The 15,359-nt window shown below is 54.5% G+C and carries 12 protein-coding genes; 5 read left to right on the top strand and 7 right to left on the bottom strand.

Annotation, left to right across the window (positions count from 1 at the left end):
* The coding region (locus ACGYLO_RS21600; protein ID WP_394377383.1) for a hypothetical protein at positions 1-678 on the top strand (678 nt) is incomplete at its 5' end.
* 155 nt (positions 679-833) lie between these two features.
* Here the strand turns inward: ACGYLO_RS21600 and ACGYLO_RS21595 are convergent.
* The 6 genes from ACGYLO_RS21595 to ACGYLO_RS21570 all read right to left on the bottom strand — a co-directional run bounded on the left by ACGYLO_RS21595 (position 834) and on the right by ACGYLO_RS21570 (position 9,265).
* On the bottom strand, positions 834-1,247 hold the full coding sequence (locus tag ACGYLO_RS21595; protein ID WP_394377382.1) for a c-type cytochrome: 414 nt from the start codon (positions 1,245-1,247) through the stop codon (positions 834-836).
* Between the two features lie 104 nt (positions 1,248-1,351).
* Entirely contained in the window at positions 1,352-2,617 is a 1,266-nt protein-coding gene (locus ACGYLO_RS21590; RefSeq protein ID WP_394377381.1) for a glycosyltransferase family 1 protein, read from the bottom strand.
* Positions 2,617-4,998, bottom strand: coding sequence for a glycosyltransferase (locus ACGYLO_RS21585; protein ID WP_394377380.1), 2,382 nt, complete (start codon positions 4,996-4,998; stop codon positions 2,617-2,619). Before ACGYLO_RS21585 ends, ACGYLO_RS21590 begins: the two co-directional genes overlap by 1 nt.
* 1 nt (position 4,999) lies before the next feature.
* Positions 5,000-6,058 carry a class I SAM-dependent methyltransferase gene (locus ACGYLO_RS21580; RefSeq protein ID WP_394377379.1) on the bottom strand — a complete coding sequence of 353 codons (1,059 nt, stop codon included), beginning with the start codon at positions 6,056-6,058 and terminating at the stop codon, positions 5,000-5,002.
* A 58-nt stretch (positions 6,059-6,116) separates the two neighbouring features.
* Positions 6,117-7,439, bottom strand: a complete 1,323-nt coding sequence (locus tag ACGYLO_RS21575) for an HlyD family type I secretion periplasmic adaptor subunit (RefSeq protein ID WP_394377378.1) — start codon at positions 7,437-7,439, stop codon at positions 6,117-6,119.
* A gap of 107 nt (positions 7,440-7,546) precedes the next feature.
* Entirely contained in the window at positions 7,547-9,265 is a 1,719-nt protein-coding gene (locus tag ACGYLO_RS21570) for a type I secretion system permease/ATPase (RefSeq protein WP_394377377.1), read from the bottom strand.
* Between the two features lie 435 nt (positions 9,266-9,700).
* Here ACGYLO_RS21570 and ACGYLO_RS21565 point away from each other — a divergent pair, with 435 nt between their 5' ends.
* On the top strand, positions 9,701-11,407 hold the full coding sequence (locus ACGYLO_RS21565; RefSeq protein WP_394377376.1) for a hypothetical protein: 1,707 nt from the start codon (positions 9,701-9,703) through the stop codon (positions 11,405-11,407).
* 131 nt (positions 11,408-11,538) lie between these two features.
* Here ACGYLO_RS21565 and ACGYLO_RS21560 read toward each other — a convergent pair whose 3' ends face one another.
* Positions 11,539-12,468, bottom strand: coding sequence for a Stealth CR1 domain-containing protein (locus tag ACGYLO_RS21560; protein WP_394377375.1), 930 nt, complete (start codon positions 12,466-12,468; stop codon positions 11,539-11,541).
* 176 nt (positions 12,469-12,644) lie between these two features.
* On the opposite strand from ACGYLO_RS21560, the gene ACGYLO_RS21555 reads away from it, so the two are divergent.
* From ACGYLO_RS21555 to ACGYLO_RS21545, 3 genes are all read left to right on the top strand, one after another.
* Positions 12,645-13,631: a polysaccharide pyruvyl transferase family protein gene (locus tag ACGYLO_RS21555; RefSeq protein ID WP_394377374.1), complete on the top strand. Its 987-nt coding sequence runs from the start codon at positions 12,645-12,647 to the stop codon at positions 13,629-13,631.
* Positions 13,628-14,395, top strand: a complete 768-nt coding sequence (locus tag ACGYLO_RS21550) for a glycosyltransferase family 29 protein (RefSeq protein WP_394377373.1) — start codon at positions 13,628-13,630, stop codon at positions 14,393-14,395. The genes ACGYLO_RS21555 and ACGYLO_RS21550 overlap by 4 nt, the downstream gene beginning before the upstream one ends.
* A 314-nt stretch (positions 14,396-14,709) precedes the next feature.
* Complete coding sequence (locus tag ACGYLO_RS21545) at positions 14,710-15,357, top strand: LuxR C-terminal-related transcriptional regulator (protein WP_394377372.1); 648 nt, start codon at positions 14,710-14,712, stop codon at positions 15,355-15,357.
* The last annotated feature ends 2 nt before the right edge of the window (positions 15,358-15,359 follow it).

Genomic DNA, 15,359 nt, shown 5'->3' with positions numbered 1-15,359 from the left:
CTCAGACGGACTGATCAGCTCGGCCGTCGAAAGCGCCCGGCCAGCCGCGAGTTACACCACGCTATGGGGCATGATCTTAGCCTTGTCGTGGTGATGCGATGGGTCAAGATAAGCCCGGATAACATCTACATGTTCGATGTGGCATCCGAGCACAATATTTGGACCTGGATGAACGTCGTTTACATGATTTTGGCAGCCTCCGTGCTTTATATGAATGCGCGTGTTCGCAAACAAAATGGCGCTGTATCTACAGGCTGGTTCCTAACGGCCGCCGGCGTTCTTTTGCTCTCGCTAGATGATATGATTAGTATTCACGAACGGCTGGAAGTGCTCGGACGTGATATGGGCGGCGGCAGCGGTTTCTTGCATTTTGCCTGGGTTGTTCCCGGCATGATCGTTGCAGCAATACTGCTCTTGGTTTTCGTGTTAACAATTCGAAGTGCTACCGCATCCGCGCGGCGTAGCTTTATTCTGGGGATTGTGCTGTTCTTTGGCGGAGCTTTCGGCCTTGAAATGCTGAGCGGCGCTGTACTGTCAGCGTACGGTCACCAAAGTTTGTATACGATCCTCTATCACATTGAGGAGCTGTTTGAGGCTGTCGGAATTATCTTTATTTTTTCTGCCGGCTTAAAAGATCTCCTTCAACAAAGTAGCTTGCTGAGAAGCCTCGCTTCCTAAGAGAGCACTGCAGCGCAGGCCGTATAAGAAGCGGATCATGGCACCTTTGCTAAATATGCTTCCGAATGGTTTGCGCCCAGTGAGAATAGCGGATCTGTTGCCTGACAGAGGCCACGGCTTCCTCACGCCCCATAATCACAGGAGAAACAAGGCGCCTAGCGCTGAATACTTTCGAGATACGCCAACAGACCGGCCAGGGCCCGTGGGGTTGGGGTCAAAACACCGTCGACTTCGACCGGAACGGTGTCATGGGCCATTGTCGCTCCGAACTCCGGCATGACACGGGCGAGATGCCCCTGCTCGGGATCACCATAAATATAGCTCAAGGCGCGGGCGCGGGGAAAAACGCCGCCGTTCGCGCGCGCTAGCAAGGTGAGATCCTCAGGTTTTGTATCGAGCCCCGGCGCAAGGGGGCCGTCGCCTCGCCCTGATGCACCATGGCAAGAGGCACAGTTTGCAGCATAAAATTTCGCACCATCGTGTGCTTCGGGCATTGAGGGTACGGTGCAGGCTGCGATACCAATCCCTGTGATTGCGAGCATAGAAAGCAATAGTTTGGGCATGCGCATAGCAAATCCTTCAATACCTAGGCTAAGAACACGCCTAGTATAAACTGCCTTGGTGCTCAAGCGCACCCGTTTGACGGGGTGCGAACATCTCTAAGAGGGGATGTCTATCGCTTTAAGCTATATTGAGCACTGAGACTGCGCGCCAAGGTTTGGTTGTCCTTTTCGGCAGATTGATGGGCGATCTGAACAATCTCTTGCGCATAGGTGTCTGGATCATGGTGGGCTTCAAAATAAGCCCGTCCTGCGGCGCCGATCTCAGCGCCTGCGCGACGATCGGCCGCCAGAGTCGCAAACAACGCGTGCAGCTGCGCGCGCTCATCCTCAAGATCGATAAAATAGGCTACATTATCAGGGAGCTCTGCATACCACCCTAGGCGGGTGACAGCCGCAGGCGCGCCAGCATTCCAGATCCGCAATTGGCTACCAGACGCTTCCCCCATGCTGGGGTAGCGCATGTTCAACACAAGATCTGCCTGCCGCAAGGCGTCTTCTAAAATAGCATCGGAGACGAAGCCATGAAGACAAACCCGATCAACAAGGTTCAGTTCAACAAGCTTGGACTGTATGGCTGCAGGGTTCCAGATTTTGCCCATGACATCGAGCCTGAAGTCAAAATCTTTGGGCATCTGGGCGAGTGCTTCTAGCACCTGCTCCAACCGTCTGTTGGGCCCAATCCATCCGAACTGAAGAAGCCGCAAAGGGCCGGTCGACATTTGCGCGCGCATAGGCGCGGGACCGATTTCAAAGGGCAAGGGTAACAGGTGGCAAGTCAATTCGGGCAAGCGCGCTTGGATAATACTCTGTGCGGGGCTGGTATGCGTTAGAATGGAAAGGGCTTTCTCCATTGCCAGTTCATACCCAGGCATGACACTGCTCAGATCGGCCCCTTTTTTATCTTTGGCCAAGCACGCCTTCCCGGTCTGCATGCCCTCCGCCCCATACCATTTTTCCATGCCCGCAAGATAGCGCGCGGCCTCCCATTCATTGTATTCGACAGCCTCGATCATCAGTTCTTGGATGGCCAGATCGTGCAAGACCACCACCGAAGGAATGCGCTGTGCCAGTCTTAGGAAACCTGCATGGTAAACCCATGAATTGCCGATATGGATGAACACCACTTCTGGCCCGGTCCCGCGCCGGGCGGTGGTGAAATCTCGTGGCAAGATCGTATCCGGATCAAAGTGCCTGACAGTGCAATATCGCTCTAAAGATAGATCCCACTCAAGCGCATTCGTCCATAAGACGACCTCGGCTCTGGCACTCAGAGCCGGCAAAATGCGGGCCGTGTAATGTGCAATATCCGTTTCAGCCGGGGGAAGAGGGCTTACCCAGTGAATCGTGATCGCAGAACGGGAGCTTTGCGGCGGCATCAGACAGCCCGTTTTGCTAGCGTAAGAAAGGTCGCTTCAGAACATGGAAGCGTGAGTAAATTGGCCCGTCCCGTGCCTGTAAAGGCGCCCACACCGACTTGGAAAAGCTGCAATCGCAAGGTCCCGCTTTGGGAGGTCTCGTTCGGATCACGCCGGAAGCTGAATGTTGTCTTTTGACCCGGAGCCACCGCTTCCGAGAGGGGGAGGATCACATTGGTATGTACGAGATACCCTTCTTGGTCGATCCATTCCGCCAAAAGAGCCGTCGCCTGGTTGCCCGAGGCAGGCCACCAACCAGCAGAAATGTTTTGTGCCGTGATTTGGGTAAGCCCGGTGGCAGCCTCGTCTTTGCTTAGGCTTAAGTTTCCAGACAAGCGCGCCGGATCGCCGTGATAGAGCCCTGGTGGCGGTGCGGTGGGTTCCCCCACCTTGCGGCCAACAAAGACAATGGTTTCCCCGCGCAGGTTCAAATCATCTTCCCGGGCAACCATAAGCGCAGCGGTGGAGGGGTCTACGTGATCCTCATACACATCTGTGGTCCCCAGATAATAGGTCTCAAAGCCAGCTCCATGCGCCAAGGCTTCCACCTCCCGGGGGGTATATTCTCGGTTGTGCCGCCCATAGACACCTCCTGTGGGCACAAAAAGCCCAAAGGAATAGGGTGATTGCCCATTGAGCATTTTCTGCACACCGCGGTGGCTACCTACATTCGGTGTGGTCAGGATGACATGGCCTCCAGGGCGCAAAACACGGGCAGCTTGCGACAGGAAGAAATGTGGATCGAGCGCGAGATGCTCAAAAATCTCCATTCCCAAAACCATGTCGAATTCGGCGTCACCATAGGGCATCACATCGCGCTCAATATTGGCAGGACGCAACTCGATAGAAAAATCTGGATAGTCAGGGTTTAAGCTTTTGACGGTCTGCGCATAGGGATATGGCCCCTCCCAGATACCACTCATATTAACATCAGGCAGGGCGTTGGCGACCATCGCTTCGAAAGCCAGAGGAGGGAACACACCGACGTCGAGAATGTCGCGCGGTCCGCAATCCACGACATGATGCAGGGTTGTCAGATAGCGTGTCCAGTGGGTCCCGAGATACTGCGCCAGTCCGGGCTCCACAGGGGCAGGGCCCTCTCCCTCCTCTTGTGGCATGGTATCAAAGGCATAGGCCTCCAATACCTCGGTGATAGATGCGAAGGGCAAAGCTGGCGCGGGCGGCGGTGCTACCGCCGCTTGAACCCGCGCCACCACTTCTTCTGCGGGCGTGGCCGCAGCTTTTGCCTCGAGATCTGCAATCTGTGCAGGTCCCGGTGCGGGTTTGGCGGTTTCACCTGTCAGGGTTTCCACCACATCCTCCCAAGAGATGTTCAGGCTTTGATAGCGTTCCAGGCCCGCGCGGCCCATGGTTTCCGCCAATCTGACATCTTCGTGCAGGGTCATGAAGGCTTGAGAGAGCGCTTCTGGGGTCGCCGCCGTAATGAGCCCTTCGCGCTTTTGGGAGATGAATTCCAGAGGCCCGCCGGCATCCGTGGTGGTGATAACGGGCTTACCTGAAAGCATGGCCTCTAAGGTGATATAGCCTAGATCTTCATCTTGCGGCGTGAAGACGACCGCCCGGCATTGCGCATAGTGGCGGATCATCGCGGCATCATCGATCCCCCCCAACCACTCTACGCGACCGGAGATCCCCAAGGCTGCGGCAAGATTGCGCAGCTCGTCCAGATAGGCAGGGTTTTCCGGAACGCCGGCAATCACCAACCTCAAGGGGCCGGGCACTTTTGCCAGGGCGCGTAGCATCAAATCCACCCGTTTGGACGGGTTCAACCGGCCCGGCGCAAACAAGTAGTCACCGTAGTCGCCCTGCCTTAACTGGTTTGCCAAAGGGGGCGGGTGATAAAGAGGGGTCGCGTCGAGATCGAGGTATTTTTTTAACCGTCCAGCGACATTTTCAGAGTTTGCATAGATAGGCCGGTGGCTGCGCGCAAATGCAGCGCGGTCTTCCGCTTGGATCATGTTCCGAGCCATCATCCCGTCCGGCATGTCTAGCAAGTCCGATGTCCCGGCATCCCACATGTCGTAGGCCTGGCGGTGCTGATGGAGAAGCCAAAAAACCGGATTCGGGTGATAGGCAAGATAAGCGGGGAACTTAAGCCCGATCATCATGTCGATGGGCACACCTTCTGCCTCTGAAAGGTCTGTCAGCCGAGCTGCGTGAATGCTGTCGGTGAGGCACTCCATGGGGTACCATTTGAAGGGCAGGGTGATTTCGCAGGCCTCATGGCCATAGTCGCGCAAGGCTTTGACTAAGCCTGCCGCATGGCGCTCCGCACCCCCTGAGACAAAGGGCACTTGCGTACGGACGACGCCAATCCGCATCTTAATTCTCCTTAAGAGGTTTATGCCCCAGAATGGCCAGATCCTGGGCGCCAAACATCAAATTGGCGAGTTCAGGATCAAAGCCAGGCTTGGCCATGAACTCGGCCAGCTTTTCATGCGGGTGCAAATGACGTGTTTCCACAGGGTGGAATCCCACCGTTTCAAACAGGACATTTAACACCGGGTCGGTCATAGGGTGCAGATGGGTTGGGTCATTATAAAAGGAGGTCGCGCCTACGAGCACATTGCGCACATTGGGTGTCTCAAAGAGCAGAAGTCCACCCGGTGCGAGCACGCGCATCGCTTCACGGGTGATCCAGAGCACCTCTTCAAATGGCAGGTGTTCAATCAGGTGGTGCGCGGTGAGACAAGCCAAGGAGTTGTCCTCAGCCTCAGCCAAAGCGCTGCGTGCATTACCTTGACGTACATCCAAGCCCTTGTCTTGGGCCTCGCCAATTTGAACGGCATTCGTGTCAACGCCGTGCGCCTTTATACCGGCGTCTGCCAACAGGCCCAACCATTCCCCGCGACCACATCCAATATCCAGCACAGGTTTTTGTTCGGTCCGAATAACAGCGCTTTCGACATCAGGCAGGTAGACCCGCAGCCGGTTGCGGATATCGGAAGGGGTGCCTCGATATTTGTTTTCCAGCTTGTGGTAAAAGCTGTCCATAACCGCGCTGAGCCCATCGGAGTTCTGTGGCATTTGGGGAGAGTGGGCAGGGGGTGTTTCGTCCTGCTGCGAGGAAAGAAGAACTTGATCGAGGCGACGTGAGATTTCGACGAAGTTGCGCGCAAGTTCTGCATTGCGCGCCATCAGCGCTTGGGTTTCACCGTGGATGACCTGTTTGACACCATCCTTTAGATGGCGCGCGCGCCCCTCCCAGCCGTCTGACTGCTTGTCAAACTGACGTTGCAGGTGATCAAGGCGGCGTTCTAAGTCGCCAAACCGCGCATCATGAGACTCAACGGAGCGGTAGGCTGCTTTGGCCCACCGCTCTGTGCGCCCAAGCTTGAAGATCGCAGCTAGATAATCGCCTGCTCGCTTGACGCCACTCATATCATCTTCCTATTCCGCTTTTAGGCTTCCTCCAAAAGAACGCCCTATGTGTGTAGTTCTACTCTTCCCGCAAGCTTTTGAAAATCGCTTCTGACAGCGGGTCCAACATGTACTGCAACACGCTGCGCTCCCCCGTCAAGATGACCACATCTGCGGGCATGCCCGCCGTCAATCCTTCGCGGATTTCGTCCGTGAGATTTTCATCAGGTACTTTGATCCGCGCCAAGTAGTAGGGCGCTTCATTAGGATCTTCGGTGGAGACCACATCGGTTGAGATGGACAAGACCTCACCCAAGACCAATTTTGATAGCCGCGCTTTGAAGGCAGAGAAACGCACTTCAGTTTCAAGACCTGGGCGTACATTGTCCACATCCACGGGTGCGACTTTTGCATCGATGAGAAGCGTCTCGTCACTGGGAACGATCTCCATGAGCACTTCGCCCGAACGGATCACAGAGCCACGGGTTGTGACAGCAAGACTTTGCACTTTGCCGGTGGTGGGTGCGGTAATCGTCGTTCGGCGCATTCGGTCTTGCGCCACCGTCAGGTTTTCATTGATTTCTGCAAGTTCAGACCGTGCGGTTTTCAACTCACTATTGGCGCGCTCACTATACTCTTGCTTAAGCTTAAGGATGTTCAGACGCGCTTCTCCCGCGGCGGCTTTGACTTGCGCGATATCGGACATAGCGGTGCCAATGCTGGCCTCGATTTGGATGACCTCATCTTCCATATCAGAGAGGCGGTTGCTCTCGATCACGCCGCGTTCTTCGCCGGAACGCATGCGCTCAAAAAGCTCGCGACGCAACTCAACGCGCTTTTCCAACGCCTCGAGCTGCACTTCATAGCCTTCAGCCTGTCCGCTTAGCTGTTCCGCGCGGTATTCCAAGATTTCTGTTTGGGACAGGAAGATCGAGCGGCGATCGTTGAAGATGTTGCGTTGCGCCTGCACGGCGCTTTTGACGTCGGGGTTGTCGGACGCAAGAAGCTCTTCCGGAAATGAGACCTCTTCCTTGAAAGTCTGTTCGGCAACCAGCCGAGCAATCAAGGCTTCGGAAGTCGCTCGACGTTGCTCCAGCACGGCGATCTCAGAGTTAACCTGAATGTTGTCGAGGACGATTAGTGGATCGCCCTGTTCTACGAAAGCGGCTTCACGCACTAGGATTTCTTGGACGATGCCGCCCTCAAAATGCTGGACAACTTTCCGGTCACTTTCCAGGGCCACAACGCCTGGAGCAACGACGGCGCTGGCAATGATCCCGAAATAGGCCCAGGTGCCAAAAACGCCAAAAGTGATGAGTAGGATGACATAGCCAGCAAAAGAGTACTTTCGCGGATTTGCCATCTTCGCAAGTTGGTTTGCAGCCGGTGCTAATGTCGCCACGGGGGGTATCCTAAGTATGTTGGTCGCGGGGCTAAGCAGGGGCGCCATGCCATCATGCAGGAGCGCCTCCTCCTTCCCTTATGAATAGGCGAGGTCCTGTCAAAAACCTACAGCTTGGCCGTCGAGAGTGAAACTGTTTGGGGCTGCTTTTGCTGAGCTGCCTGCTGAGGCTGCAAAAGCTCTTTTGTCGGTACAAACCGCTGCACAGTGCCGCCGCGCAAAATCAAAGTGTAGTCGGTTGCATTGAGGATATTGGCCTTGTGCGTAACAAGAACGATCGACTTCCCTTCGCTTTTAAGCTGGGCCAAGCACCGCGCCAAAGCCTCTTCGCCTTCGCTGTCGAGGTTCGAGTTGGGTTCATCCAACACCACCAGACTTGGGCTACCAAACAGCGCGCGCGCCAGACCGACCCGTTGCCGTTGTCCGCCTGACAGTCGACCGCCCCCATTCCCGATCTGTGTGGCATAACCCTCGCTGAGCCCCGAAATCATTTCATGCGCGCCGGCAAGTTTGGCGGCGGCGATGATGTCGTCGTCGGTGGCGCCGTCTATGAAACGAGAGATGTTCTCTGCTACAGTACCTGCAAAAAGCTTCACGTCCTGAGGCAAATACCCAATGGCTTGCCCCAACTGATTGCGATCCCAGTGAGAGAGTTCGATCTTGTCGAGGCGAATGGCCCCGCTGATCGGCTCGCCCACCCCCACCAAGTGACGGGCCAGAGTCGACTTCCCCGAGCCACTTGGCCCAATCAGCGCAAGTGTGTTCCCGGCCGGCAGGTCAAAGCTGACAGAGCGTAAAATTGTGTCGCGGGTGCCGGGCACGACGGTGGTGACACCTTCGGCCGTGAGATGGCCCTTAGGTTGGGGTTGTTGAAGCCGTTTGGGTTCATCCGCGACCGCGTCAAAGAGCTTTTTCAAGCGCGCGTTGGACTGACGCGCGGCGACAAATTCTTTCCACTGGGACACTGCCTGCTCCACGGGGGCCAACGCGCGCCCCATGACAATGGAAGCCGCAATCATGACTCCGGGGGAAATTTGCCCGCCCATGGCAAGGTAAGCGCCAGTTCCCAAAATGGCCACTTGGAGGCCCATGCGCACGAACTTGGAGCTCGACATGACGGCCCCGGCCCAGTCACTTGCCTGCGCTTGGGACACAAGCATACCATTGCGTTTAACCTTCCAGCGCTCGGCCAGAGCGTCTTGCATGCCCATGGCGCGAATGACTTCGGCATTCTGCATTGTCGCCCCGGCAAATTCGGAGGCTTGCTGGCCTTCGTTGTTGGCTGCCAAAAGTGCGTTTCGCGTCAAGTACTCATTGAGAAGCGCCAATGTGAAGATCACCACAGTGCCGCCGAGCGCCACCCAGCCCAGCCAAGGATGGAAGGCAAAACACAAAGCAAGAAAAATAGGGGTCCAGGGCACATCGAAAAACGCCAGCACACCCTGGCCGGTGATAAAGCTGCGCACCTTATCCGCATCCCCCAGGGCCGAGCGCGCCCCGCTATTGGGGTTGACCAGCTGCATCCGCGCCACACGATCAAAAAGGGGGCGAGACAGAATGCTGTCAAATTGCAGGCCAGCACGCACGAGCATGCGCGAGCGCACAAATTCCAACATGCCATAGGTGATCAAAAGCGCGACAGCGATCACTGTGATCACCACAAGCGTCATTTCGTTTCGGCTTGCCAGCACCCGATCATAGATCTGGAGCATGTAAAGCGGCCCCACGAACATCAGCAGGTTCACAAAAAAGCTGAACAGAATTGTTGCGCCAAAAATCGCGCGAAACTTCTTGTAGGCTTTCTGGAGCGGATTGGGGGCACTCATAGGATAAACATCTTTCGCTGCCTGACGTAGTCGTCCTGCTATAAAGGCTTTTTTGCGTGAGGTCACGCATACTATACGCGCGTCCTACTGCGAAAAACAGACAATGTGAATTCACATAACGAAGCTTAAGCCAGATCTGGCGTGCTGTAGATGCTTAAGTCAAGCCATTACAATAGGTTATGGTCGAAGGGGCGCAGATAAGATGACCAGGTGATCGGTCAGCCGGCTGAAGGGCGACATTGGACAGCCCAATTGGACTGCTTGGTACCATCTGCAATCGGCGGATTTACGCGCGTATGAATGCTTCTTTTCTACAAGGCTGGGGACGCAATTGTTGCGAGCTTGCCGCTTTTGCGGCACGTCCCAACCCGTCATGGACTGTAACGCCTTGGTCTTTACACCAAGAGTGCTATGGTGGCGCAAAGGATTTAGCCGATGTCTGATGTTATTCGTTTCCCCCAACTTATGAAGTCCCGCGCTCACTCGGTCCGCGAGTTGAAAGCGGCCGAAGGAGCGACGGATGACGTCAAAATGTCCGACTTCTATGGCGGGGCAGGGGACGAGGCGGCATTTGAAGATCCGACATGCGAGGCTGAGACCAACATTTCCTTCCTACAGCAGGAAGATGAATTGCCGACACCCGCGATAGGATGGTCCAACCAAGAATTGGCCGACCTCTACCGCACACAGCGCATCTTGGCACAAGCAGGCGTTACGACAGAGGTTGATCGCGGGATAACCGACGAAGGCGACCCATGGTTTGTCTTCATGGACGGCCAAGGCGAAGTGCTCGTTCACTTTAGTCGGTTCGACGGAGCGTATCTTGTCAGCAGCCAGATGCAAGAAGCGCCCATCAAGGGCGATAGCTTGCAAGATTTGGTTACCCAATTCTCGAACCGCGTGCGTCCCGTTGAAAGTTTTGGAGGGGCAGCGCGCAATGTTGTCTCAATGGGCAGACGCCACCGGGATGTGGTGTTCATTCATCCTGCAGCCGCTCTGGCTGCCTTGGTGTGGTCTGTCTATTTGATGTCAGATGAGTTGATCGCCGCCACTCCAATGATCCTTTCCGAAGAAACAGAAGGGCCCAGTAGCGTTCCAGGTGAAGCAGCCATAGCACGCAAGCTGGAAGCATCGGAGGAGGAACTTGAGGGCCAAACCAATGATCTTCAAAAAGCCTCGCTCGTCGGTTCTGATCTTGAATTTTCTAAGCAAGGCATGGCCGCTTCCTTCAACCGAGACGGTTTGATGGCAGGCCTCTCGGGGCATAGTGTAAAAGCTATGGGCGTCAGCCTCAGCTTTGTCGCTCTTGCTGTAGGTCTACCGCTTCCTGCAAGCAACGTGGCCGAAATCGTCAGCGACACGTCAGCCCCCTTGGAACTGAGCCTTAAGGAATTGTCGGCGGCTCTCTCTCAAGTCAAAGAAAAAGAGAAAACTCTTCTGCTGGCCTCTGAAGCAACCAATCCGGAAGAGCGTGCCATTGAGGCTGTGACCCCTGCAAGCGAAACTAAATTGGTCACCGCGCTGGACATCACTCTCGATACGGATGCCCCTGCGGTGGTTCAGCTGCCAGAAACAGCACCTGTTTCAGAACCTCACAGTCTGGCGAGTCATGCCCCTACGCAGCCCTCTACTACGGCCCCCCGCGAAGGGGCGCCTGCTCAGGCCGATAAAGAATCCGAAACCGTTACTGAAGAAACCCAAACTGCTTCTAGCAGCAACTCAACAGCGGGCACACAGGAAGTTAGCTTTCTTCAGAGCTTTGATTCAGCTTTTAAGAGCTTCGAGATCGCCGGTCTCGACAGGCTCGCACAGGACGATTTATTCAAGCTACTGAACTCCGAAGCTGCGGCCGGAATTCTTGATCCCTTGGAAGCTCATGACTCTCCTTCTCTTGAAGAGACACTCCGTTTTGACGCTTTTGATCAAGATGCGCGGGTTTATCTGGATTTCTTGCTTCAGACCTATAGCAACGTGAAAGTCGTAAACTTGTCTAAAGAGATCATCTTTATCCATATGGATGCTTTTGAGGACACCAGCGGCGCGACCGAAATCTACACAAAAAGCTGGTCTTTCGACGACGGTGGTACGATTTCCACCATTGGTCTGAAAAGCGATATGCTCGAGTTTGACCTAATCGCTTGAAGTTTGGCGAAAAGATTTTCCCGCAAGAAAGTAGTTTCTAAGAGCAGAGCTAGATCGGCCGCCTTCTCAGGCTGTGCTTAAGTTCCACCCTTGCCCCTCACAGGAAACCCATTCTAATGCGCGCTTTCCCGTTACACAGTATGTGCGTAATGAGCGTTGAGGCCCGCCAGAACGATCTGACGGTCGTCTTTAGACATTTGATCTAAGCTCTGAACGCAAAAAGACGCGAATGCATTGCCTTGTAGCTTTGCCATGACCTCAACCAAAGCATCCCCAGTTGGCCTGTTGGGGCGCACATAGCCGACATCTAGCGGGCGCTCAACGCGGGCACCTGCGAGGATCTCAAGGTGGTTGCTCATGCCGATAGGAGAGACTTGGTCGGCCGATCTGAAGCGATGGCTAATCTGTGCGCGCAGTTCGGCTTCACGGTTCTCATAGTAGCGTTCAAGAGTTGAACGGCGCATCGGATGAGGTTGATGTTCGGCGAGTAGATAGGTCTTGCGATATCCAACAAGGCTTGCTGCATCCCGTTGCGCGGCATTGTAGCCAGGCCGGGTATTGCGTACTTTCGACTTCAACCATTTCATTAATTTGCTTGGAAAACGTTGAAAATTCCCACGAATGATTGGAATGCCTTGATCGAAAAAATCCTCGGCCTTCATCTTGCGGCCGACAAAAATATCATCATTCAGATAGAGAAAATGTTCCGCCAGCCCCGGAATGCGGTGGATTACCGTTTCGATTGATCTGGACGAAAATACCGGTAACAGGTCGGCATGTTCCCCAAAGGCCTCGCGATGGTCTACAATCCTGACGTTGGAGTGTGCCGCCAATATCGTATCCAGCTCAGAGGGGTGCTGATCATCGGTGACAACATAGATCCGCCGCAAGAAAGGGCAAAATTGTAGGAGGGACTGCACGGCAAATCTGATTTCGCCTGAACTTGCAAAGCGGGTCGATTGAATAGAGCTTACGGGAGCCGTATCATCAAGATAGGCCTCACGTTTTCTCTTATGGATTGGGTCGTCTCCATCAACCCAAGTGATTACCGCATCGATCATAGCAACACACCCTCAAGCTGAAGGCCCCTTTATATAGATTTCCGACCAAGCGCTAGCTGGTGGCAGCCTAGGCACAAAACGGCTACAGCTTGGCATCCAGAACTTTGGGAACTGGGGTTGTTCAACGGATTCAGATATTAGCCCTGCGGAGGGATTACTAGGGATGCTATGCTGCAATGAAAACCGTCGGCATTTTTAACGACACTTCCATCTCAGGCCACTACGGCTGCACCGCGGTGATGAAGACCCTAACCTCTGAGCTGCAACAGCGCGGCGTGAAGCCCGCCTATCTGTGGCCGGTCGCGGAGGATTGGAAGCCTCATCGCGCTCTGCTGGAACAATATAGACCTGATATCATCGTGGTGAACGGGGAAGGGACCCTTCATCATTCGCGAGATCGCAAGCGAACCCGCGATCTGATCGCTGTAGTGCATCACGCAAAGCAATTAGGGGTGCCAGCGCATCTGGTGAACGCATCTATCACCGCGTTGGATGAAGCCGCATTGCAGGCCCTGGCAACATTCGACAGCATCCATGTGCGTGAAAGCGAAAGCAAAGTATTTTTGGCCGAACATGGCATTGAAGCGCAGGTGGTGCCGGACCTATCCTTGGGACTGGCCGAACCTGCTCAGGCGGAGAAACGCTCTGGCGTGATCGTAACCGACAGTGTTTACAGTAGCACCACGCAAGCGTTGGAAGCCTTCGCAAGTTCACGGAATTTCAAATTCCTTAAAATGAAGCCGCGTCTGCCTATCGTCACACGCTTAAAAGCAAAAACCTTAAGAAAAATCCGAAGATCGCCTGAAGAGAGGATATGGTACGCTCGGAGCGATGCTGGGAATTTTGCCCGCCTATTGGCTCAAAAGGAACTGGTTGTAACAGGTCGGTTCCACAGTGTGTTGCTGTCCATTCTGACGGATACTCCCTTCGTCGCGCTTCCGTCGAATACCCGAAAGATTGAGGCCGTTTTGAATGACGTGTTTGCATGCCAATCTCGCTTGATTACGACTGAAGATCTGACCGCGCCGGAATTCTTGGCTCAACTCAGCCAGGGTCTTCCGTTCTCTCCACAAGAGAAAGAAGCGCTCGCTCTCTATCGACAACAAGCTGAGAGGGGACGACGCGATATGTTCGACTTAATCGCAGGAAGCTGCCAGTTATGAAGCATGTCTTGCGCAAAATCGATCTGGCGCAGAGGCGCCTGCGCTACCGCATCGCCTCAATCCCTTGGGCGCCGTGGTTCCCAGCCGTCCTTGAGACTGAAAGCTTCCGGGGCAAGCGGGTCATCATCATCGGGCCGGCTGAAACTGTCTTGGATGACCTATCTGGCAGCGTTGTAGATGATTACGACGTCGTGGTACGGCTGAATAACGGCATCACATTGGCAGAGACCCGGCCAGAGGTACTGGGTAAGCGCACTGACCTACTGATCCACAATTTGAAAGAGACAGGCGCGCGCAGTGCCGGTTCGATCCCGGGCGCCTACTTAAACGATAAGAACGTAGGCCTTTTGGTGTTCCCGCATTGGCACAGTTCACGGCAGCGGAAGATGTTTCGTGCAAAAGAGACGGCGTTAAAAAACGAGCGCGGGCCAGAAATCAGAGTTTTGCCGCCGTCGATAATCAGCGGGCTCAAGCGCGCGCTGGACGATCGCTCTCCAACGATTGGCATGTCCGCCTGCGTATTCTTTCTCAGCAGCCCGGCGGCGGAGGTGGCCATTCACGGCTTTACCTTCTTTGAGACAGCCTATGCGCCCAGCTACAATCCAATGGTTCAAAGCGCAGAAGATGCGAAGACGTGGGTTCACCAGTTGGGAGCGCATGATCCGGGGATCGAAAAGACTTTTCTAAAGGCGTGTTTGTCGCAGAGCAAAGTTGAACGCGTGACTCTGGGCGCCAATGTCCGCAAGTATCTTTACGCGGAATGATTCATTCATTAACATTTGAAGAGTCCCGGCTAAAGAAAGATAGCCGTTAGCGAATCGAGAATCTTTGCGAGAGCCAAGCAACCCTTCGGCTGAATTCCTGATTGTACCCGGTGGCGAGACAAAGAGCGGCGATTCCATATTTTGCCTCATGAGTCCGCCACAATTTGGCCAAAAAGTGTGTTTGTCCACTAGCTAACCTAGGGTAAACTACTTGAGCTACTTTCATCAGGGGGGACCGCGCGACCGGAATCGCTTCTTAGCGTTTGAAACAAATTATTTTTTACCGGTTTCTGCGGAATCAGGAGATTCGAATCATGAAACCTATAGTTGTTGTCATCGACCGCCGGTGTATTTTCTCCGAGTGTCTTTGTGAATTTTTAACGTCAAGTCTGCCAGATTTTAGAATTTTATCCGTTAACAATGCAAGGCAAGCAGCTGAGCTTGCCTTTCTTCCCGTTACTTGCGTCCTTGTGTCAGAATCCGCAGATATTCTGGCCATACAAGAGGTGTTCCCCAAGGCTGCGTTTTTGTTGCTGTCGGACGGGAAAGAAAGCCAAAAAACCGATCTACAGGTCCCTAAAATCATGCTCGACATGCCGCGCAATGTCTTTGCTGAAATGGTCCGCAGCGCGGCACGGCATGGCTGTTCTCATGCATTAGAACCCGCTTCGGCCCCTGCAGATCAGCCAGTGGTTTTAGAGCCTGTAGAGAACGTCAAGAAGCCGCTACAGACCGCCCCTTGCGATGCCCGGTTGTCGGATCGCGAGTCCGAAGTTCTCGTCGCCCTTAAACGTGGCCTTTCCAACAAACTCATCGCCTATGAAATGAATTTGAGTGAAAACACTGTCAAAATCCATGTTCGGAACGTCATACGAAAACTTGGTGTCACCAACCGGACTATGGCGGCACTTTACGAGATGAAGGGGGGGGCAGAGCCCCCTGCCACCGACATGCCCCATTAATG

It is taken from the genome of Sulfitobacter sp. 1A13353 (assembly GCF_043557255.1).
GTDB classification, from domain to species: Bacteria; Pseudomonadota; Alphaproteobacteria; order Rhodobacterales; family Rhodobacteraceae; genus Sulfitobacter; species Sulfitobacter faviae.
This window is presented reverse-complemented; position numbering and strand designations above follow the sequence as displayed.